Origin of the sequence: Flavobacterium sp. H4147, from assembly GCF_029360735.1 — a bacterium.
Taxonomy (GTDB): Bacteria; Bacteroidota; Bacteroidia; order Flavobacteriales; family Flavobacteriaceae; genus Flavobacterium; species Flavobacterium endoglycinae.
On record NZ_JARKNB010000002.1, the window covers coordinates 561,725 to 585,664 of the forward strand.

General features: G+C 35.0%; 16 protein-coding genes. 11 read left to right on the top strand and 5 right to left on the bottom strand.

What is annotated here, in order from left to right; all coding sequences use genetic code 11:
- The first annotated feature begins 212 nt into the window (after window positions 1-212).
- The 9 genes from P2W75_RS10195 to P2W75_RS10235 all read left to right on the top strand — a co-directional run bounded on the left by P2W75_RS10195 (window position 213) and on the right by P2W75_RS10235 (window position 13,072).
- Window positions 213-833 carry a hypothetical protein gene (locus tag P2W75_RS10195; RefSeq protein WP_207296581.1) on the top strand — a complete coding sequence of 207 codons (621 nt, stop codon included), beginning with the start codon at window positions 213-215 and terminating at the stop codon, window positions 831-833.
- Window positions 834-1,067: 234 nt separating this feature from the next.
- Window positions 1,068-1,667 carry an RNA polymerase sigma-70 factor gene (locus tag P2W75_RS10200; protein WP_207296582.1) on the top strand — a complete coding sequence of 200 codons (600 nt, stop codon included), beginning with the start codon at window positions 1,068-1,070 and terminating at the stop codon, window positions 1,665-1,667.
- Between the two features lie 69 nt (window positions 1,668-1,736).
- Window positions 1,737-2,840, top strand: coding sequence for a FecR family protein (locus P2W75_RS10205; RefSeq protein ID WP_276380337.1), 1,104 nt, complete (start codon window positions 1,737-1,739; stop codon window positions 2,838-2,840).
- A gap of 10 nt (window positions 2,841-2,850) precedes the next feature.
- A complete protein-coding gene (locus P2W75_RS10210; RefSeq protein WP_276380338.1) occupies window positions 2,851-6,213 on the top strand; it encodes a SusC/RagA family TonB-linked outer membrane protein in 3,363 nt (1,120 codons plus the stop codon).
- Window positions 6,214-6,217: 4 nt separating this feature from the next.
- A complete protein-coding gene (locus tag P2W75_RS10215) occupies window positions 6,218-7,696 on the top strand; it encodes a RagB/SusD family nutrient uptake outer membrane protein (RefSeq protein ID WP_276380339.1) in 1,479 nt (492 codons plus the stop codon).
- The gene (locus tag P2W75_RS10220) at window positions 7,683-9,152 is read left to right on the top strand and encodes a hypothetical protein (protein WP_276380340.1); all 1,470 of its coding nucleotides are present in this window, start codon (window positions 7,683-7,685) and stop codon (window positions 9,150-9,152) included. Before P2W75_RS10215 ends, P2W75_RS10220 begins: the two co-directional genes overlap by 14 nt.
- 116 nt (window positions 9,153-9,268) lie before the next feature.
- Entirely contained in the window at window positions 9,269-10,411 is a 1,143-nt protein-coding gene (locus P2W75_RS10225; protein ID WP_276380342.1) for a cytochrome-c peroxidase, read from the top strand.
- Window positions 10,412-10,753: 342 nt separating this feature from the next.
- The gene (locus tag P2W75_RS10230) at window positions 10,754-11,404 is read left to right on the top strand and encodes a VOC family protein (protein WP_276380343.1); all 651 of its coding nucleotides are present in this window, start codon (window positions 10,754-10,756) and stop codon (window positions 11,402-11,404) included.
- A 78-nt stretch (window positions 11,405-11,482) separates the two neighbouring features.
- On the top strand, window positions 11,483-13,072 hold the full coding sequence (locus P2W75_RS10235) for a hypothetical protein (RefSeq protein ID WP_276380344.1): 1,590 nt from the start codon (window positions 11,483-11,485) through the stop codon (window positions 13,070-13,072).
- A gap of 39 nt (window positions 13,073-13,111) precedes the next feature.
- Here the strand turns inward: P2W75_RS10235 and P2W75_RS10240 are convergent, their stop codons facing one another.
- From P2W75_RS10240 to P2W75_RS10260, 5 genes are all read right to left on the bottom strand, one after another.
- On the bottom strand, window positions 13,112-15,112 hold the full coding sequence (locus P2W75_RS10240) for a heavy metal translocating P-type ATPase (RefSeq protein ID WP_276380346.1): 2,001 nt from the start codon (window positions 15,110-15,112) through the stop codon (window positions 13,112-13,114).
- 399 nt (window positions 15,113-15,511) lie between these two features.
- On the bottom strand, window positions 15,512-16,771 hold the full coding sequence (locus P2W75_RS10245) for an efflux RND transporter periplasmic adaptor subunit (RefSeq protein WP_276380347.1): 1,260 nt from the start codon (window positions 16,769-16,771) through the stop codon (window positions 15,512-15,514).
- Between the two features lie 16 nt (window positions 16,772-16,787).
- On the bottom strand, window positions 16,788-18,032 hold the full coding sequence (locus tag P2W75_RS10250) for a TolC family protein (protein ID WP_276380348.1): 1,245 nt from the start codon (window positions 18,030-18,032) through the stop codon (window positions 16,788-16,790).
- Window positions 18,033-18,148: 116 nt separating this feature from the next.
- Complete coding sequence (locus P2W75_RS10255; RefSeq protein ID WP_276380350.1) at window positions 18,149-21,286, bottom strand: efflux RND transporter permease subunit; 3,138 nt, start codon at window positions 21,284-21,286, stop codon at window positions 18,149-18,151.
- Between the two features lie 108 nt (window positions 21,287-21,394).
- Window positions 21,395-21,718, bottom strand: coding sequence for a DUF6660 family protein (locus tag P2W75_RS10260; protein WP_276380351.1), 324 nt, complete (start codon window positions 21,716-21,718; stop codon window positions 21,395-21,397).
- 315 nt (window positions 21,719-22,033) lie between these two features.
- Here P2W75_RS10260 and P2W75_RS10265 point away from each other — a divergent pair, with 315 nt between their 5' ends.
- On the top strand, window positions 22,034-23,155 hold the full coding sequence (locus P2W75_RS10265; protein WP_276380352.1) for a hypothetical protein: 1,122 nt from the start codon (window positions 22,034-22,036) through the stop codon (window positions 23,153-23,155).
- 10 nt (window positions 23,156-23,165) lie between these two features.
- Window positions 23,166-23,939 carry a porin family protein gene (locus P2W75_RS10270; protein ID WP_276380353.1) on the top strand — a complete coding sequence of 258 codons (774 nt, stop codon included), beginning with the start codon at window positions 23,166-23,168 and terminating at the stop codon, window positions 23,937-23,939.
- The last annotated feature ends 1 nt before the right edge of the window (window position 23,940 follow it).

The following is a 23,940-nucleotide window of genomic DNA, read 5'->3' on the forward strand; positions in this document are numbered from 1 at the left end:
AATCCAAAGGTTTGCAAAGTTTTGATAAAGCTTTGCAAACCTTTTTTAGGCTGAAACCAACAAATTTCAGTTTTAACAAGATCAAAATTCATTTTTAAAATTTATCGCAAAAACTTAACATATGCAGGTGTAACTTGAATTAATATTTTACTATTTTAGCAAAATTTTTGAAAAAACACCAACAAAAACAGTATTCGAACAAATTTAAATTAATGAAAAAAGTACTTTTAATAAGCATATTGGTGCTTCTTGTAATTTATGCATTTAGAGAAATCGTATATCAGCCTTATTTGTGGAAAAAAGCGATGCTTACACCAGAACATAAACTGCAGATAGGCAGTTTTCTTTTCAGCAAACAAGTGGGTTCTAATGGCAGTCAGAGTTCAGAAAAAAAATATTTTGTTTTTAAGGTTACCGAAATCAATGGTGATTATGTGCGGCTTTCGGTTGTACGGCAATTATCTGAAAAAGGAAAACCAAAATCTTCTGATTTTTCAATGACTCGAGAAACCTACCGAAGCTTAAAACATACTATCAATAAAATAACGGTAACAGGAATTCTTCGCGAGGATTTATATAAAGAAGGAAATGGTACTACTTTAAATGATTATCTGATCCATAAATATCCGGATTTAAAAAGATCCCGTTATTATTATGAAGAACTTCCAAAAGAGGAAACAAATATTAACTCGCCCGTAAATTACTTTAGTCTGGTTTATTCAAAGGAAAAAATTATAGAGAAAAGAAAACTTATTCCGTATGTCATTAGAGAAGGACAAACACCGGAATTAGCCAAAGAACTTTCTGAAAGAGTCAGTTTAATTCTCAATTAAAATTTAAACTCCCAATTATAGAATTGGGAGTTTTTTTTATGCCTTTCTCTCATTATTACTTCATCTTTTGACTCATTTTAAACCTATTCTGAATAAAATTTTTCAAAACCTTCAATAAATACATTTTATTTAGAACTAATATAAATAAACTTTTATATTTGCCGCTTTCAGGGCAGAATGAAGTAGTTTTTAAAATTTACTTAATATTGCTTTTCCAAAAGTAAATTTCGTTTAATGAACCATAACCATAGTTTCGAATTAAATCTTTTCCATTCCTTTAAAGGCGGAGACGAAACGGCATATGCGTTTTTCTACGATAAATATTTTAGGAGAATCCAATCTTTCAGCTTTCAGTTTATTTACGATCAGGACGAAGCCGAAAATCTGGCTCAGGAAGCTTTACTACACCTATGGCAGAACAGGGAAAATATAGAATCTATTAACGGAATTCAGGCTTTCCTGTTTACATACGCCAAATCCAAATGTTTGAATTTAATTCGTCACAAAAAAGTGAAAGATAAATTCAAAAATGACCTCTTAAACCACAAAGAAAGAGAATTGGATATCGAAATTTTAAATTCGATACAATTCGACACTTTAGAATTAACCGAATTAGAACGAATTATTCAACAATCTATCAGCGATTTACCTCCAAAAACCAGAGAGATTTTTATAAAAAAGCGCTTTGAGAATAAAAAAAATGCAGAAATCGCCGAGGAACTGGGAATTTCTTTAAAAGCTGTTGAAGCTCACATGACAAAGGCTTTGAAGATTTTAAAAAGCAAATTATCGGATTATTTGTTTTTAATTTTTATACTTATTTATAATAATTAAGCATAAAAAGATAGGGTATTTTAATTCTGAGGTGTACTTATAAATGGTGAGACGTTTTAAAACTCAGATATGACATCGGAAATACTACATAAATACCTTTCTAACGAAGCTTCAGAACAAGAAGTTCAGGCACTTTTTGACTGGATAGAAGCATCGGAAGAAAACAAAAACCAATTTGTAAAAGCAAAGAAAATCTGGGCATTGACCACACTTTCTTTGGATGCATCAATTGAATCGGCACCAGTAATCCAAATGAAACCCAAAAACAAAATCAAAAGGTATGCACAATATGCTGCCGTGGTTTTAGTGTTTGTAGGATTAGGAACTTCGCTTTATTTATTTAACAGCAAATCAGAAACTTCAAAAGAAATTGTTCTGGAATTGGGCGACGGCCGTCTGGAATATTTCTCAGGGAAAAATGAAACCGCTTTGTTAAATGAAAAAGGTGATTTGATTGCAAAAAAATTTCCGACTAAGATTATCTACTTTGGTAAAGTTCAGGATCAAAAGGTGATTTATAATACCCTTTCTGTTCCTTATGGAAAACGTTTCAAACTTAAACTTTCAGATGGTACTATTGTGAGTTTAAATGCCGGAACAACATTACGTTATCCAGAACAATTTGGCATTAATGGAAATCGAAATGTATACTTAACCGGTGAAGCATTTTTTGAAGTTGCCAAAGACAAAACGCATCCGTTTATTGTGCATGCAAATCAGGCTGACATTGAAGTTCTGGGAACCACTTTTAATGTGAGCGCTTATCCTGAAAATCCGACAGTTAACAGTACATTAATTGAAGGAAGCATTCAAATGTCGGAAGCCGCAAATCCTTCAAATGCCATTCTGCTTACGCCAAATAAAATGGCAACGTGGCAGAATAATTCTAAAAAACTGATTTTAAAACATGTTGACCCAGCCCTTTATGCTGCCTGGACAAAAGGCGAACTTGCTTTTAAAGACACTCCGTTTTCTACCATTGCCAAAATTATTCAACGTACGTATGATGTTGAGATTATTAACGAAAATTCTGATTTGGCCAGACAGAGTTTTACAGGTACCATTAAAATCAGCGAATCTAGTGTCGAGAACATTTTAGAGCTGCTAAAGCGTGACACGCCTTTTAATTATTCTATTACACACAAAACCATAACCATTACCAATCCTCGATAAATAAATAAACATGACATTTACGATACCACCCGTTTTAAGAAAAATTCTGTTTTTCTTAGCCATTCTCATATCTGGTTTTAAAGGATTTTCACAAAATAAATTAATTTCCATACACGTCAAAAACAAACCTATAAGCCTAATTATCAAAACTATTGAAGAACAGAGTGACTTTAGGATACTTTATAATACACGAAAAATAAATGCCGATCAGCTGGCGGATTTAGATGTCAGTAATGCAACTCTTGAAACCGCTCTAACACAATTATTAAAAGACAAAAACATTTCGTTTTACATTCAGAAAAAACAGGTTTTATTGACCAGCTCTGCTCCTGCTGATTCTTCTAATGCTACTTCACAGGAAACGGAACGATTCATAAGCGGAACGGTGTATAATGCAAAAGACAAACAACCGCTTCCGGGAGCCACAATCCGTATTAAAGGAACTGGAATGGGCGCTGTTACGGATTTTAACGGAAAATTTGTATATCAGTTAAAAGGAAATAATATTTCTAATATGATTCTGGAAGCTGGTTTTCTAGGAATGGAAACACAATATCAAAAAGCAGATAACAAGAAAGATTTTGTTTTTTACCTTCAGGAAGCTACCGATGAGCTAAATCCTGTAATCATTACTTCTTCTTACGGAACTACCAAATTAAAAGAAGAAATCGTAGGAAGTATTTCAAGCATTACAGCAAAAGATATTCCCGTACAGCAGGCTTCTGAAAGTGTCGACAAAATGCTGGAAGGACAAATTGCGGGAGTTTTGATTGAAAATACTTCTGGTGTGGGTGGTCCGGTTAAAATAAATGTTCGCGGACAAGGAACTTTAAAATCTTTAAGCGGTTCTATTTTAGGAACTTCTACTCAGCCATTAATTATTATCGATGGCGTTATTATGACAGAAGAAGTAGGAATCGATAATGACTTTTTTAACGGAAAGGGAAATACCGCAGAAGCTTTTTCGAATCCGCTGGCGATGATTTCTCCAGATAATATCGAAAGTTTTACGGTTTTAAAAGATGCTGCAGCCGTAGGTATTTATGGAGCCGATGGTGCAAATGGTGTTATTTTAATTACGACTAAAAAGGGAAAAAAAGGAAAAGCCAAATTCACTTTTTCCAATCAGCTTGGAGCATCAACAGCAATCAATCAAATTAAATATTTAAATGGAGAGCAATACAATGAACTTCGAAATGATTATTTAAAAAATACAACTTCGGGTTATGTTCCTGTTCCTTACAACGGCATCAATACCAATTGGTTTGACTTATTGAATAATTCGGGTATCTACAACAAATATAATTTTGGTGTTTCGGGGGCTACTTCTAAATTTTCATATCGTACTAATTTGACATATTTAAATATCGACGAGCCGCAATTAGGAAATGAAACCCGACAATTTAATGCAGGAATAAATTTAGGCTACCGTCATTCAAAATGGGATGTAAACCTGTCTTTAAATCCGAGTTATATCAAAAAAGATGCGCCAAATATCTATTATGATTTTGCTTACCTCCCTATTCTTTCTCCATATAATGAAGATGGTTCGTATTCTTTAATGGGATTAACTGGACCAACAGGAGGAAATCCGTTAGCGGCCATTGAACAGAACAAAAATGAAACTGAAACTTTTGGCATTTTAGGAAGTCTTAATTTAGGATACGAATTCAATAAAAATATTAGATTTCAAACTCTATTTGGGATTGATTACAAAGACAAAGTTCAAGATCGCTATTTTTCGGGAGAAAATGAAAGCGGAAGAACAAGCGGTTCTTTTACCTTAGACGGAATCACGTATCCCAACTGGGGGCGACGATTGTTGAACAAACGTAATTCTACCAAGTGGAACTGGCAGGGACAAGCACTTTTCAATAAAGAAATAAACCCAAATAATACCATTGATGGTGTTGCTGGTTTTGAACTTTCTCAGGAAAAAACAAACTTTAATTATGAGTCCGCAATAGGTTTTGTTAATCCAAATTCAATTAACAGAATCCAAGATGCTTTACAGGACGATAATTTACAGACTCCGTTAATCGACGAATCAAAAGCCAAACAAATTTACAGCAGCGATATCAATTACAATTCGCGTGTTTCGTTTTTTGCACAGCTTAATTACAATTACAAAAAGAAATATTATGTATTAGGAAACTTCAGACGTGACGAAAGCTCCGTTTTTGGTAACGATACCAATGTTGCTTTAAACAGTGGCGCAGGTCTGGCGTGGGTGGCCAGCAACGAAAACTTTTTAAAATCAAGTTCGTGGATTGATTTCTTAAAATTAAAAATCAGTTACGGATCCACTGGAAATTCAAGAATTGGTTCTTACCGTTCAAAAGGTTTGTACACCATTTCTCAAAACGGATATAACGGTAACATTGAATCTTCTCCCAGCGTATCGCCAAACGGAAAATTAAGCTGGGAAAAAAACACCAAATTCAACACCGGTTTCGATTTTAATATTTTTAATGCGATCGAAATGACATTAGAATATTACTATGATGATTTAAGTGATATTATTGCAAGCCGTGAAATCCCGTCTGAAAACGGATATGAAAGCGTACAATTGAATGCTGCCAGCATGTACAACAAAGGTTTCGAATTTAGCACCAGAGTTAAATGGTTTCAGCATGGTAAATTTAGATGGACTTCTTCTTTTAATATTTCTACTGTCGATAATAAAGTAACACAGTTAAAAGGTCTTGGAAGTGATTATTCGACAGCAAATCTAGCCCTTGCACAAAAAATTGGTTACAGCACCAGTACTATTTGGGGTGTAAACTGGGTTGGTGTCGATCCGGCAACAGGACGAGATTTGATTAAAAAAGACGGACAGGTTTATGATGCCGCAACATATGCCCGATTATTTTCTGAAGCGGACTGGATTCCAATTGGTGATTCTCAGCCAAAAGCTTTTGGAGGATTTAATAATAGTTTCTCTTTAAACAACAGCATTACTTTATCGATTACAGGAGCTTTTCAGTTAGGCGGCGATAAATTAGTATCAGATCAGATTATTTCAAAATACAATACCACTTCAAACCGAAACATGTCTGTAAACGCTTATGATTACTGGAGAAATCCAGGCGATATCGTTTCGCAGCCAGCGCCAAGCAATAACACTCTGATTGCCAATATGAGTAAGTATATATACGATGCTACGTATGTAAAAATCAGCAATATCAATTTGAGTTATAATGTACCCGTAAAAAATACATTTTTAGATTCTTTGACTGTTTTTGCAGATGTATCAAATGCTTTGTATTGGTATAAAGAAAAAAGTCCTGCGGGAAGGAATGGCATTAGAGAATTCAGTTTTACGTATCCGCAAGCGAGAACTATTTCATGTGGAATTAATACAAAATTTTAAGAAAATGAAAGACATTAAAAACATAATCCGATCAACATTTCCGATGCTTTTTACTGTTGTTTTTCTGTTCCAAAGCTGCAGTGATTTTTTAGAGCAGGAACCTGGCACCCAGATCTCGATAACAGAACAGTTAAAAACAAAAGAAGGATTTCTTCAAGCCATTTACGGTTTGTACTCACATGTAGAAAGCAATTTACGAACAGAGCGTTTTGCCGTTTATGCTGATTCACAGGGCGGAAATTTAAAATTTACACCATCGCTATTAAGTACTAAAAAAGGCGAAATCAGCGTTCCATCTGTTATAAGCAATATTTATTCGTTTGACGATCAAGCCGAAGAATCTAACTTTAGTTCGTTTTACGCTACAAGTTATGATATTATCAATCAGACCAATCTGCTTTTGGAATTTGTAGATGCTTTGCCTGATGCTACTGAAGCAGAAAAAAACCTAATCAAAGCCCACGCTTTAACCATTAGAGCCTATACACATTTTTTGTTGAGTGAAGTTTACAGCCAAAACTACGGTTATACTGAAGACGCTTCACATCTGGGAATTGTTTACAATACACAATCCATTACAAAAGGCATTCAATATCCAACGAGAGAAACCGTCGCCAATACATATGCGTTGATTATTAAAGACATCGAAACGGCATTGCCTTTGTATTCCAATACGGCACTTTTAAACGGGCCTGCCTATTCGTATTTCAACAGCATTAATACAAAAGCTCTTTTAGCAAGAGTGTATTTGTCTAAAAAAGACTGGCAAAATGCTTACGATACTGCAAATGATGTTATTATCAATTCTGGTGTAACACTAACAAATGCTGCTGATTATATTTCGCAATGGGAACAATCGGATCTGCCAATATCTGAAGTTTTATTAGAATTCTCGATTCCCAAAAATGCTGCAGGAGATGTAGGAGGTTCACTTTCATCTATCTTTGGTTATACATCTGAAACCAGTTATAACAGTTACGTAGCTTCCGAAGATTTATTAAATCTATACGAAAGCACCGATTTACGCCGACAGTTATTTCTTCAACAGCCGCTTTCTACTTTAGTGGAAGGCAATCAGGTAAAAAAGGATTATTATTTCACCAAAAAGTTTCAAGGAAATGCCGGATATACTGCTTTTAGATTAACCGAACAATACTTAATTCGTGCCGAAGCTGCCATAGCTTTAAATCGTTTGGAAGAAGCAAAAACAGATATCAATACCATTCGTTCTCGTGCCAATGCTACTACACTTAACAGTACTGATAACTTAAACGAGATTTTATTTTTAGAAAGAAGAAAAGAACTTTGTTTTGAAGGACATTTATTCTTCGATATTGCCCGAAACAAAAAAAATGTTACCCGAAATGACGGCTGTATTTCACTTAGCTGTGCCATGACTTATCCGTCTTTAAAATATGTACTTCCAATACCAAGACGCAACATTAATCTTAATCCAAACCTAAAACAAAATGAATCGTATTAAAATTTTATCGCTTTTAGTGGCTGCTGCAGCTTTGTTAAGCTCTTGTTCAAAGGATGATTACAGATTAGATTCTACCGTTGATCCTTTTGTGAGATTCAATTTCTTAACCACATCAGCAGGAGTTCCCTTAGAATATCCGGCTGTAAGTACTTCAACTGTTCCATTGAGCAGTTATGAAAATAAATCTGTAAAGACTTTAAAAATTCCGGTTGCGTTAACGCATACCAATTTAAAATCGGCTGTGAGTGCGAGTTTTAGTGCAGTATCATCTTCAAACGATAATGAAAGTTTTACCGTAAATCCAGTTAACGAATTAGTCTTTCAAGGAACTAAATTAACCGATACTATTTTTGTTTCTTTTAATAAACGATGGACAGAAAATCAAAGTATTACTTTAAAACTCGAAACCATTTCTGATCCAAATATTCACATCGGAAATCTAAATACAACCTATCCAAACAATAGTTTTAAAATAGATTTAGGAACTATCGCCACTAATTACACTTTTCCAGTAAACCGAATAGTAATTAAAGGTGAAGCTGGAGAAACGGTTGATTTTAAAGTTAATTTCCCAAACGGTTTTTTCCCATCTGAAATTGATAATCTTGAAATATTCAAGTTTCTGGACGGATTCAATTATTCTTTAAGCCACGATCCTTATGGCGATAACAGAAGTTCTATTACCTATCATTTAACTCTTTTAGAAAACATTCAAAATGATGATGTCTATTACGAATCTTCCATTTCACTAGTTAATACAGGAAATTATACCGCTACAGGAAACACCATCCTTCAGATTGTGAAACCTATTAAATCAACACGTGATGTAAATTCAAATCCAGCTTCTAAATTTTATGATTTAAGCAATCAGTTTTATTTAACGTATGGCGAAACTTGGTTTGACAAAAGCGGTACCTGCGCTTGGCAGGCGTACAATGCTTTTACATTTCCGGTGGTAGTCACAAAAGATCATGAAAATGCCATTTTGTACAGCGATAAAGGCACTACAAATCCAAATGATGATGTTTATCACGATGCCTTTAGAATTGGGTTTAATGTGGCTTCTGGAACCAATACAACAAATTCATTCAACTTAAAAAGATGGTTTTCTAACGAAAGTACAACAGCAGCAAACTCTCCGGGATTTAATATTACATCGGCATTAGAATTTTTTCCAGCAAACGGAAACAGCAAAACCGAAGGAAATGTATTAGTTATTCCACAGTATATAACCATTACAGGAACCAACAAAAACAGTCACAGCATTGCGATATCAGGTTCGGGAACTTACAAAGAAATCAGTTCAGGATTATTTGAAATTACCTTTGAATTAAAACTGACGAATGAAGAACTTTTTGGCGGAACCGTAACCGCACAATACAGAATGTATAACAACAAAACCTATCCAAAACCCGCCGCTTTAAGCATTGAATGTCCTAAAGAAGTTGCACTTTAAAAAAGTTTCAAGTTTCAGGTTTCAGGTTTCACGTCTCGCAATAACTTGAAACCTGAAACTTGAAACGTAAAATCTGAAACATCAATAAAAAACCAAAAACGTAAAACACAAAAAAATTGAAAAAACTAATCTTCCCTATTCTTTTCCTGCTAAGCTTAACGGCTTATAAAAGTGTGGAAAATCCTGATTACATCGATATTCAGGAATTGCGAAAATTGTATTCCAGCGGAGATACATCTAAATGGCCGGCGGCACAATTACATGCAAACATCGATAAATCGAAATTTGAAGATATCGGCGTACTACCTGCTGTTCCGTATCCTGCATATAACCCGTATTCGAAGGAAAAAGAAAGTCTGGGAAAGATTTTGTTCTTTGATCCAAGATTATCACAAAGCGGACAAATTGCCTGTGCATCCTGTCATAATCCAGAATTGGGATGGACGGATAATTTAACCCGTTCTTTTGGCCACGACCGTCAAACCGGAAAACGTAATTCGATGACGATTTTAAACTCGGCATATGCCAGTTCTCTATTTTGGGATGGACGTGCCAAAAGTTTAGAAGATCAGGCGCAATTTCCAGTTCAGGATCCGTTAGAAATGAATGAAAAACTGACAATTGCAGTTGATAGAATTGCTAAAATCCAAGGCTATAATTCGTTATTTACAGATGCTTTTGGAGATAAAAAGGTGACTTTAGAGCGTATTCAATATGCCATTGCCACTTTCGAAAGATCGATTAATAGCCCGAAAAGCAAATTTGACCAATTTGTAAGCGGAAAATCAGATATCTATACAGATCAGCAGGTAAAAGGCCTTCATTTGTTTAGAACAAAAGCGCAATGCATCAACTGCCATAATACGCCTTATTTCAGCGATAATAAGTTTCATAATGATGGCCAGACTTTATTCGGAACTAAAAATGAAGATTTCGGACGTTATAATGTAACCAAAGACGTAAAAGATATTGGCAAATTTAGAACGCCAACAATCCGCGAAGTGGTAAATACAAAACCGTGGATGCATCACGGACATTTTCCAACTTTATTGGATGTTGTTGAATTCTACAATTTAGGAAATCCATCTCCTGTACAAAAGAGATATTTAGGAACAGCAAGAGACACCTTAATTCCCAAAGCAGATCCAATGCTAAGAAAACTAGACTTAAACAAAGAAGAAATTAGTGATTTGCTGGCTTTTATCGAAACATTAAGCACACCAACCCGAAGAATTATAATTCCTGAAATGCCCAAATAATTTAGTTGATGATTTGCATTTGCCCCAAAATCTGCAAATTAATTAAGCCCATTTCTTGTTGCGAAATGGGCTTTTTTGTTTAGAAATAAAATCAAAATTTGCAATTTGATCTCAATTTGTAAATTATAATCTGAAAAGATTTTTCGATAATCTTGCAACAAATACGATTTGTTTTTTTATAGCTTTATTACATAATTTAAGACACCGTTTAATGCTAATCAATAATTATTTACTATTCTTTTATTGATACATAAAATACCGCTGTAAGCATTGGTATTACTGGCATTTAGTACATTTGTCTATCACTCAAAAGAAGCCTCTTCTTTTACAAAATTTATAGTTATGAGAATAGATCAGATAGAAATCAAAACAAGCGATATTCAAAAAACAAAAGCTTTTTATCAAAACCTTTTTGGACTTTTCATTCTAGAAAATGATCAAAAATCGATAACGTTTCAGGCCGGAACTTCTATTTTAAAATTTGTTGAAGATCCTGGCTTTAATTCTATATATCATTTTGCTTTTAATATTCCTGCGAATCAGCTTGAAGAAGCCATTCAGTGGTGCCAAGATAAAGTTGATTTAATTGTTTTAGAAGATGAAAGTGTTGTAACTCATTTTGAAAACTGGAACGCGCATTCGATTTATTTTTACGATCACAATGGAAATTTACTGGAATTCATCGCCCGACATGATCTTAATAACGAACAAGTTGGCGAATTCAACTCTGCTTCCATTTTAAACATAAGCGAAATTGGTATTGTAACCGAAAACCCTCTCGAACTGGGAAATCAATTAATCGAAGAACACGGATTACATTTCTTTTCTCAAAATACAAATACAGAAAAATTTGCCGCTATTGGCGATCATCACGGTCTATTAATTTTAGTACAACCAACTCGAAATTGGTATCCAACACAAATTCCCTCAGAAAGCAATCCAACCGAAATTACATTAGAGAATGATGAAAATATAATTAATCTTAAATTTTAATATTCAAATGCAATATATTTACCAAGTGTTTCAGATTTAATAAAAATATCATAAAGTAAATAAATCAAAGAGTTTTGAATGAAGAAATTATTTAAACAAATCATTTTATTGCTGATTTTCACAAGCAATTTTGCAAACGCACAATTACAAGATTTGATTTTACAAAAGATAATTGATAATAAACTTATTGAGCCAAAACAAATACAAGATTTTGAAAAAAGTCAAAATCGACTACAAACAAAAAACACCACTTCATATTTGTATGGATTATTTCAATGCGAATATAAAAGTACAACCGGAAATTTCTTTTCTGAAATAGGATCAAACGATATTTTTGATTCACAAAAACTAACTGAAGAACAACAAAAAAAAGAAAACGAAAATCTTACTGATTATCTTTTAAAACTTAAAAAATGTGAGCTTCTTACAGAAAAACAGAAGCAGTATTTTCAGCAGAAAATAAACGATAATTCGTATAGTTACAAACTTCAATTTATCAGTGACATTACCTTTAAGGCTTTCAAAGCCGATTATATGGCTCCACATAAACTTAAAGAGTTTGCAGATCATCTTAAGGAATATAGAATAGTAGACACCAAATATCAAGATCTTATTACTGCGATAGATGAGGAAAAAATAAAGGAACCTATTGATTTTCTTCTTTACTGCGAAAAAGCTACAATTATTGATCCTAACAATTATTCCAATAAACCCGAAGAATATTTAGAAGCAATTCATAAACAAACGGCTTCATTATTACCAGAATTGGCTTATACCGATTTTGAATTTAAAATCATATCAGATGATGAAATGTCTTCTGGAGATAGCAATTTTTTAAATTTTATAGTTTCTATCCGATCTAATGGAAAAGTTTATAAGCAAAAAAGTTTTTATAAATACAATAAATTATCTGAAAACGATTTTTTTGAAAATAAAATAGATTATCAAAAGTATTATCAGATATTCAATAAAATTCTTAATGACTTAAATTTTGCCTACAGACTTCATGTAGTTCCTGTATACAATGAAAACAAAACGAATCAAATTTTTGGAATAATGGCTTTAGATAAGGAACAAGGAAAAATTCTGTCTGAACGAATTTCTTATATTATGCCTTATTCGGAAGATTTTAAAAACAAACCAACAAGTCAAGAAATTGAAAATGCACTTGAAGAGTTTACTAAAAATGGTTTATTTTCAAACTTAACAGCTGATGAAATTGAGCGAGGAAAAGAAGTTGTTGCAGAAATGGATATTCAGGAAAATAGTGAAATTGTTTCTGCTTTTCCAAATTTAATTTATTCGTTTGATACAGAACTTGGAAACTTAGAAGATCCATACGCAGAATTAGTGAAAGAATTTGCAAAAATCTCTGATAATGAATTCAATCCTTCTGATATTTCTAACCAATTTGACTTTCCAAAAAAGAAAAAAACAACTTTAAAATTTAAACTGGGAAATAAATCTTATTCTAAAACTTTAAAAATAGATAACGATTGGATTGATTTTAATTTTTTTGATTTCATAAAATCTGTTGTAAATGAAAACAACTTAAAAGGTCAATTTTATAAAATTTACACAGGAGATCAAATTGCTAAAATTGTATATCTCACCCAAAATCAATATAATTATTTCAGAGCAAATAAACTTCTTTTATTTACAGATTAAATAGCAGAAGATTTAATTTACTTCTGCTAAAAATTTGCATTAAAACTTCATTCTCTGAATCCTTACCGCATTCAAAATTGCTAACAGCGCTACGCCAACATCAGCAAAAACAGCTTCCCACATAGTCGCGAGCCCGCCTGCTCCAAGAATCAAAACAAAGGCTTTTACAACAAAAGCCAATATAATATTCTGCCAGACAATCTTTTTCGTTTGTTTTCCAATGTTGATTGCCATTGCTATTTTACTTGGTTTGTCATCTTGAATTACAATATCGGCAGTTTCGATTGCGGCATCGCTTCCTAAACCTCCCATTGCAATTCCAACCGTACTCAACGCAATTACAGGTGCATCGTTTACACCATCGCCCACGAATGCAATTGTTTCGTTTTTGGCTTTAATTTCGTTGACTTTATTCACCTTATCTTCTGGAAGCAGATCTCCAAAAGCTTTTGTAATTCCGAGTTTATCAGCTACAAACTGAACCACATTCGATTTATCACCGCTGAGCATCGTCAGTTTTACCCCTAAAGAATTTAGTTTAGAAACGGTTTCTTTAGCATCTTCTTTAATTTCATCGGCAATTGTTAAATAGCCCGCAAATTTACCTTCGTAAGCAATGGCAATTGTGGTGTAAACAATAGTCGATGGGTCAATATCATACGAAATATTGAATTTATCGAGAAGTTTAAAATTACCAACATACAATTCTTTTCCGTTGTAAGAAGCTTTTAATCCGTGTCCCGAAATTTCTTCAATATCTTTCAATTCAACCGAAGAATCGATTGGTCCGACATGATTATGAATCGCTGTTGCCACTGGATGCGTGCTTCGACTTTCTAAAGCGTTAACCAGTTTTAAGATTTCGTCTTTATCAAAATCAGGTTTTATAATAACTTCCTGAACTTTAAAAACGCCTTCTGTCATAGTTCCAGTTTTGTCAACCACTACATTTTGGATTGTCGAAATACTATCTAAAAAATTACTTCCTTTAAATAAAATTCCGTTTTTACTTGCAGCGCCAATTCCTCCAAAATAACCCAGCGGAATACTGATAACCAACGCACAAGGACAAGAAATAACTAAGAAAACCAATGCTCTATATAACCAATCGCTAAAAACGTAATTATCCACGAAAAGCATCGGAACTAAGCAAATTGCAATTGCTAAGTATACTACTATTGGCGTATAGATTTTAGCAAATTTTCGAATGAACAATTCTGCTGGCGCTTTTTTGGTTGTAGCGTTTTGTACCAATTCCAGAATTTTAGACAATTTACTATCGTTGTAGGCGGTTGTCACTTTTACTTCGGCAATTGTATTTCCGTTGATCATTCCTGCCAGAACGGTTTCACCTTTCTTTTTAGTATCAGGTTTACTTTCTCCTGTTAAAGCTGCAGTATTAAAGGAAGCCGAATCCGATAATAATTCACCGTCCAAACCTAACTTTTCCCCTGCTTTTAGCTGAATAATCGCTCCAATCTGGACATCTCTGGCCTTGATTTTTACTGCAACATTGTTTTCTAAAACATGAACCTCATCAGGACGTTGATCCAAAAGACTTTTAATGCTTGATTTTGCTCGGTTAACCGCCATTCCCTGAAAGGTTTCTCCAATGGTATAAAATAACATAACCGCAACACCTTCTGGATATTCACCAATGGCAAAAGCTCCAATTGTCGCAATACACATGAGGAAAAATTCCGAGAAAACATCTCCTTTCACAATACTTTCGTACGCTTCACGAAGAACTGGAAGCCCAACCGGAAGATACGCAATCGCATACCACACAATTCTAGCATATCCTGTAAACCAATCCTGCGGAAAATAGTTATCAAAACCAATTCCGATTATCAGTAAAACAAAAGATATAATCGATGGCAGAAACAGTTTAAAAAGCCCTCCTTCTGCATTGTGTTCGTGGTCGTGTCCTCCGTGATCGTGTCCATCATTATCAGAATGTGCAGGTTCGTCATGAGAGCAGCAACAGGTAGGTTTGGCTTTACTTTTTGTGTTTTTTACTTCTTTATCTTGATGTATCATTTTGAATTTCAAGTTTAAAATTTCAGGTTTAAAGTCTCTGAAACTTCATTAAAAATTATGTCCTAAATTTAATCAATTTCTGTCGATTTTTTTGCCACGAAGACACAAAGACTCTAAGTTTTTTTTGTTTCACGCAGATTAAAAAAGATTTAAGCTGATTATGCAGATAATTTTAAATTAAATCTGCTAAAATTTGCAAAATCTGCGTGAAATAAAATCTTTTCAAACTTTCTATCCTGATAATTTTTGAAGTGTACAAAATTTCTTTTTGAATTGCCTCCAGCTTTAGCTGGAGGCAATTCAAAAACTTTGCGTCTTTGCGTCTTTGCGAGCATATTTGACTCCAGCAAAAAAACTAAGCATCTTAGTATCTCAGAACCTCAGCATCTTCAAAAAAAATCAATGCGTATGCTCTCCTCCGCCCTTCATTGCAGAAAGCAGATAAAAAGCACCTTTCGTCACAATTTTAGCATTGAGGGGAACATCATTTACAAACTTAACTTCGGTAAAACCTAAATCAGTTGTTCCTGGAATTACTTCTATTGCTTTAAAATGAATTTCCTCTTCGTGGGCTTCTTCTTTTTCTCCCGCTTTGTGATCGTGTTTTTCTTCAGCATGTCCCTGTTCCTGCATGAAAACGAAATATTTATCAGCATTTCTTACTACGGCGTCTTTTGGCAACGCCGGAACGGTCGCATTCACAATATTAATATTTGCCGAAACGTACATTCCCGGAATCAATCCTTTGGCATCAGCTGGATCAATTTTAGCATGAACAGCAACGGTTTTACTTTCGTTAGAAAAAGATTTATTAATTCCGAAAATCTTTCCTTTAATCGATTTATTGGACTGATTCGTTAACACAAAGTCAATTACCTGACCAATCGAAATCGATCCTAAATCTTTCTCGTACACATTCAAATCCAAATGCATCTGGCTGTTGTCGACTACTTCAAAAAGCGAAACTCCTGTATCTGCAAAAGCGCCTTTCGCTATATTGATTTTCCCCACATAACCGTTTATTGGCGAAACAATTGGCACTACCGAAGTGGTTCCTTTTGTATTGACATGCAAAGCATCCAGCTTATTTTTTGCTGCCTGCGCACGGGCTCTTTCTGCTGCTAGTTTGGCTTTTACTTCTTGAAAAGTCTTTCTCGGATTCACATTTTCGTCGCTCAGCGTTTTCTGACGATTGTATTCCAATTGCAGATATTCCACATTCGCCACAGCCGATTGGTAATCTTCCTGCATTCCGATAACTTCTAGATTTTGAATGGTTGCCAAAACTTTTCCTTTGTTGACATAGGTTCCTTCCAAAACAAAAATGTCTTTTACCGTTCCGCCAATCAAAGTCGAAACTTCAGCCGAATTTTGCGGAGGAACTGTAGTATAGCCATTTGCCTTGATGATTTTATTCAAATTTCGGTTTTCTACAATTCCCGTTTCAATACCTACAGTTTTGTATTGAGAAACAGTCAAAGCAACTTCTGTTGTTTCTTTTTCTTCTTGCGGCTCTTCGGTTTTCTTTTCATTACAGCTTTGAGAGGTAACCGCAAAGAGCGCTAAGAATACGCAAAGCACGCCAAGTTTTATTCCCTTGCGCTCTTTGCGCTTTTCCTTTGTGCTCTTTGCGGTTAAATATTTAGATATATTTTTCATTTTTCATTTTTTATTTTTAATTGCTCTTAATGGTTGGAAATTGAAGTTCGATTGCACTTTGATTATAGCTGTGCGTTGCCTCTGCAAATTGCTTTTTAATATCAATTGCCTGATTTAGAAAACTGATATACGACCAATAACTCATATCGCCATTGGCATAACTTTTTTGGGCCGTTTCAATAATCTGATTGGCATATTGAGATCCTTCATTTTGAAAATAAGCCAAATTTTGCTGCTGTTTTTCGAAATTATTTTTCAATTCTTCCTTTTGCAGATTCAACATCATTTTGTTCTTATCTAAAGCCAATTGTGATTGTGAAACACTAATTTCTGCCGCTTTGGCTTTGGTTGTATTCACACCTCCAAAAAGTGGAATCTGCAATCCTGCTGTAAAACCTTGAAATAAAGATTCTGTATTAATGGTTTGAGCAAAATAACCTAAACCGACTTTCGGTGTACGCAACGCTTTAAAAGTTCCCGCTTCTTTTTGATAAACCAAAATCTGCTGCTGATACAAATCGGTTATTAAAGTCTCGGCATTTGTGTTTTGATTTTCTATAAAAGTATATTGTAAAGCGGTATTAGAATCAGGAACAATATTTTCATCGGTCTGAATAAAAAACTGCAATTGTTTTTGATAAATGGCCAAATCATATTCTAACTGCGCTTTCTGTGTTTCAATTTCCTTTACTTTGGCTTTGGCGCTGATCACTTCAATGTTACCGCTTTCTCCGGTTTTAAAACGCAGTTCGGCATTCTTTAAGAATTTCGTGTAAATATCATTCAATTCTGAATTGAGTTTCTGAATCGAAACGCCATACAAATATTGATAATAGGCCAATGTCACCGCTTTTTCGATTTCATACGAAGACAAAGCTTTTCGTTTTTCAGCCAATTTTGCCAGTTCTTCCTGTAATTGTCGGTTGGCTTTTGTGATATTTCCTAACGGAAAAAACTGCTGTACCGAAACATTATGATCGTAATCGGCGCTATTGAACTGACCGCCTTGATACTGCACTTGCAACGGATCGGGCTGAAAAGCGGCTTTTTTAAGAATGGTTTGTTTTTCGATTTCTTTATCGGCTATTTTTAAGTCGATGTTGTTTGATTTGGCCAGTTCTATTGCTTTTTGTAAGCTGATGGATTGCTGGGCAAATGTTATAGTGCTTGCTAATAGAAATGCACTTAACCACGCATTTAACCGCAAAGTTCGCAAGGTTCTTTTCGCAAAGTTCGCAAAGGTTTTATATTGTATTGTCATTCCATTTATTTTTTGTCTCCCGCAGATCTTGCAGATTAAACAGATTTTTTTTTAATTAATCTGCTAAATCTGCGAGAGAAATTATTTTTTACACGTAGTAATAAATTATCTAATTATCATATTTTCTCGTTTACTAATTTCCCCTTGCGGTTCAATTTCTCTAACAATAAATACAAAATCGGTAAAACGATTAAGGTCAATAATGTCGCTGAGAGTAATCCGCCGATAACTACTGTGGCTAATGGCTTCTGCACTTCTGCTCCGCCGCTTGTTGACAATGCCATTGGCATAAATCCTAATGAAGCTACAGCAGCGGTCATTAAAACAGGACGTAAACGTGTCTTGGTTCCGATAATAACTCTTTGAAACGCATCTGAAATGCCTTCTGTTTTTAATTGATTGAAATACGAAATCAGTACAATTCCGTTTAAAACAGCGATTCCGAATAAGGCGATAAAACCAATTCCGGCCGAAATACTAAACGGCATTCCTCTCAGCGAAAGCGCAAAAACACCTCCAATGGCCGATAATGGAATCGCACTAAAAATAAGCAATGCTTGTTTGACGCTTTTAAAAGTGAAATATAACAAAACTAAAATCAATCCTAAAGCAATTGGTAAGGCAACCGAAAGTCTTTGTGAAGCTTCAATCAGATTCTGAAACTGTCCGCCATAGGTTACGTAATAACCCGCAGGAAGTTTAAAACTTTTGTCCAGTTTTGCCTGAATTTCTTCTACCACACTTTTAATGTCTCTTCCACGGACGTTTAATCCAACGGTGATTCTTCTTTTTCCGTCTTCGCGGATAACCTGTACAGGACCTTGCTCATATTCGACAGAAGCAACCTGCGAAAGCGGCACTTGCTGACCACTCGGAAGCGGAATAAACAAATTGCTTACATCGGTAATATCGCCTCGATTGTTTTCATCCATTCTCACCACCACATCAAATCGTTTGCTTTCGTCGTAAATCTTTCCAGCAACTTCACCTGCAAAAGACGAACGGATAATCTGGTTGATGTCTGAGATATTCAGTCCGTAAAGCGCAATTTTATCATAATCGTATTTGATAGTAATCTGCGGTAATCCTGTTACTTTGTCGGCTTTTAAATCACCAATTCCGTCGATTCCTTTTATTTTCGAAATTAATTCCGTGGCTTTTGCATCTAAAATCTCCAAATCATCACCAAAAATCTTAATCGCAATATCAGATCGGCTTCCTGTCATTAATTCGTTAAAACGCATTTGGATAGGCTGTGAGATTTCGATATTCGCTCCCGGAATAATTTCCATTTCTTTTTTCATGGCATTGGCAATCTCTTCCCAATTGCGGTATTTACCTTTCCATTCTTTTTTGTCTTTTAGAACAATAATCAAATCCCCGCTTTCAAGAGGCATTGGATCGGTCGGAATTTCACCACTTCCTATTTTGGTTACAATGGTTTTTATTTCGGGAAATTTAGCTTTCAGAATCTGTTCGTATTTGGTGGTGGTTTCAACCATCTGCGAAAGCGAACTTCCTGTCATAATGGTGGCGTTAATTGCTAAATCGCCTTCTTCGATTGTGGGAATAAATTCGCCTCCCATATTTTGAAAAATGAAAAACGCTAAAGCGAATAATCCAATGGCAACAGAAAGCACGACTTTTTTAAATTCTAAAGCTTTTTTTAGTAACGGCGTATAGTGACGTTCTAACCAGGCAATCATACGGTCGCTGAAATTTTCTTTGTGTTCTGTTTTTTTCGAAAGAAACAAAGCGCTCATCATCGGAATATAGGTCAGAGAAAGAATAAAGGCACCGATAATGGCAAAACCAACTGTCATAGCCATTGGTTTAAACATTTTTCCTTCGGTTCCAATTAAAGCTAGGATTGGCAGATATACTATTAATATAATAATCTCACCAAAAGCGGCACTATTCCTAATTTTTGACGCTGAATTGTAAACCTCAACATCCATTTCTTCCTGCGTCAATTCTTTTTTGTTTTTGAATTTCTGCAGATGATGCATCGTGGCTTCAACAATAATAACAGCTCCATCGACAATAATTCCGAAATCTATCGCGCCAAGACTCATTAGGTTGCCGCTTACGCCAAAGGCATTCATTAAAATCACGGCAAACAGCATCGCTAACGGAATAACTGAAGCTACGATTAATCCTGCACGAAGATTTCCTAAAAACAGAATCAGGACAAAAATTACGATTAATGCTCCTTCTAGCAAATTCTTAGCAACTGTTTTAATGGAATTGTCTACCAGTTTTCCTCTGTCAATAAAGGCTTCTGCTACCACTCCTTCGGGAAGGCTTTTATTGATTTGTGCCATTTTTTCGTGAACACGATTTACAACGGCGCTGGAGTTTTCTCCTTTCAGCATCAAAACCAATCCAGAAACGATTTCGCCTTTTCCGTCTTTTGTTGATGCTCCGTAACGCAATGCTATGCCTTCGCGCACCTGCGCTACATTCCGAACCAAAACCGGCGAACCGTTTCGGTTTTTGACTACTACATTTTCAAGATCTTTTACGCCTTTTGCCATTCCTACACCGCGAATGAAATACGTGTATTGATCTTTTTCAATATAAGCGCCTCCCGTATTTTGATTGTTTTTTTCTAAAGCATCAAAAATTTCGGTAATCGTAACGCCTAAACTATTCAGCATATTGGGATTTACGGCGATTTCGAATTGCTTGAGTTTTCCGCCCCAAGAACTTACTTCGGCAACGCCTTTTATTCCCTGCAATTGCGGAATAATAATCCAATCTTGAATGGTCCGCAGTTCAATTGCGCTGTATTTGTTTTCGTAGCCTTTCTTGGCATATACGTCATATTGGTAAATTTCTCCAAGTCCTGTAGAAATGGGTGCTAATTCGGGAGAATTTACATAATCTGGAATGTTTTCTTCGGCTTGCTTTAAGCGTTGGAATATCTGCTCGCGCGCCCAGTAAATATCTACATTGTCTTCAAAAACAACGGTTACAACTGATAATCCGAAACGAGAAATACTGCGGAGTTCTATGACATTTGGAACTGTTTTTACAGCTCTTTCTAAAGGATAGGTAATTAATTGTTCGACTTCCTGACTGGCCAATGTAGGTGCAGTCGTAATAATCTGTACTTGATTATTGGTTACATCTGGCAGTGCATCAAGTGGTAATTTTTTAAGTGAATAGCTTCCCCAGGCAATAAGCGCAAGGGTAAACAATAGTATGACGAATTTATTTCGGATACTAAACTGAATGATTTTATCTAACATTTGAATCTATAATGACGTGAGAAATTAGACAATTAAATTGCCTGTAAACGTGTGGAAAGTCCACAACTCTCTAGCCCGTTTTCGATCTTTATCGAACAGGCTTAATCATTATACTATTTGAGGGGGCTGCCAAATACTTCCGTAGAAATTGGAAATAAAAACAGAATTGTAATTGGGTAACGAAATTGAAATTTGATTGTATGTTTTAGGAAATTCAAAACTTAAAGGAGTTTGATAACTTAAAACCTGCGCTCCGCAACAATTGCACACACAAAATGGAGAACATAAATCACTGGTTTTATCATGCGAGTGATTGTCTTCTGAAGCAAACTGAGCGGTTTTATGCATAGCGCTGTTTACTTCCATATCTGCACAAGGCATATTGGAAAGTGCCAATAAGTAAATTGATAATATGATTGTTATCCATTTCACAAAAACAAAAATACTACATATTCTTTTACAAAATAGAAATCGACAATAAAATGATTTTTCTTAAAAGAGGACATTATTAAATAAAACTACCTGATTTTCTTTTTGTTATATGTTTAGTTTCTGAAAAAAAATCTTAAATGTTAAGATTTTTTACTTAACTTTAACACTAATAAACTCATTATTTCTTCAGTTTTAATTTTAAAATCAAATTTTTATACACCTGTAAAGCAAGAATAAGCCGACATTCCCTCAGAAAAATTAGTACACATTTATTTTACGCAGTCCGATTAATTAATTTTAAAAACACTCAGACAAATGAAATGTAAACCACTAATATCAGCCTTTTTATTCTTATACAGTTTTCAAATCTCAGCACAAGTCTACACCGAGAAAATTGTGGGAGAAAAAAATAAACAGCTCAAAGACAGTCTCAAAGTCGCCGATTATCCATACGCACTTCCCATTTGGGGCGAAAAAGTGGCCAAAAAAGGATATAAACTTCCCTACTCTGCTGGTCTTTCGTTAAATTATTTCTGGCAGGATTCTGAAATTGTAATCAGTAATCTGCAGGTGGGTTTCAACAATGGTCCTATGCATAATTTAGACGAAATTGTTCGTTTTGATAAATCTTCTGTTGAGGCGGGAGCCCTTACTATTCGTCCAGATATCTGGCTGCTTCCTTTTTTAAATATTTATGGTGTTTTTGGAAAGTCGAATCCATCTACCAAAATTAATGCAGGAATCTATATTCCTGATGCTGATAATAATTGGTCTGAAATTGCCAATTTCAGCACAAAAGCTAATTTCAGCGCTACTACATTTGGTCTTGGAATGACGCCTACCATAGGAATTGGCGGCGGATGGCTTGCACTTGACATGAATATGGCTTGGACAGACGTTGATGCTTTAGATAAACCAGCGTTTTCGTATGTATTTGGTCCAAGATTAGGAAAAACTTTTAAACTCCGTAAACCAGATCAAAATGTTGCTTTATGGGTTGGTGGTTTTAGAGTTCATATTTCGGGGAATACGAATGGAAATATCAATCTTTCTGATTTGGTGGATTTATCTACTGCTCAGGCAAAAGTAGATAATGGTCTGGCGAAAGTTTCTGAAAACCAGCAAAAAGTCGATACTTGGTGGGACGGATTAACGCCTGCAGAACAAAAAAATCCCGCCAATGTTGCGAAACACAATACGGCTAACCGTGCTTTGGAAAGTGCCGGAAATTTTCTGTCTACTTTAGATGGTGCTTTAAGTACTGCTAATTCTTCATCGGTACAATATTCGCTTCAAAAACGCCCGAAAGACATGTGGAATTTTATTATTGGATCGCAATATCAGTTTAACAAACATCTTATGTTCAGGGTTGAAGCTGGTTTTCTTGGAACACGTACTCAGGCTTTAGGCGGTATTCAATATCGATTTGGATTATAAATTTTGAAAGATGAAAAAAGGTCTACTGGTTTTGATTTTTCTGTTTGGTTTGAATCAAGCCCAATCGCAGGTTTTGATTTCTTTGATCTTTGGAGATAAATTGAATTCGCCTTTTTTAGAATTCGGACTGGAAGGCGGTGTTAATTTCTCTGATATTTATGATATGGAAAGTTCCGGCAGTAATCCAGGATTTAATCTTGGTTTTTATTTTGACATTCGTTCTAAACAAGATCCTGCCTGGATGATTAATACGGGTGTTATTGTAAAATCGCCAATGGGAGCACGTCATATTCCGATGTATTCTTTAGATAACACGAATTTGGACAATACGTTTGCCGGAGGAACTGTCAACAGAGAAATTCGGTATTTTAATGTTCCTATTTTAATCAAGCATCAGTTTAAAAGCGGTGTTTTTGTAAAAGCAGGTCCTCAAGTTGGACTTCTTGCAAGGGCCTTTGATGAATTTAAAGTCGAAGTTGACAAAGATGATGTAGTGTACAAAAAAAACATCCGAGATCAAATTCGTGTTATTGATGCCGGAGTTGCTTTTGGAACTGGATATCATATGAATGTGGGCAACGGATTAAACATTACAGTTCAATATTATTACGGATTGGTTCCGGTAATGAAAGGCGACGGACCAAATGTATACAACAGATCTCTTTATTTAACCGCTGGAATTCCTATTGGAAAAGGAAAAGCTGCACAAAGAAGAGCTGAAAAAGAGGCTGAATTAAACAAAACCATTCTCCCAGAAGATGAAGATCTGAAGCCTAAAAACTGAT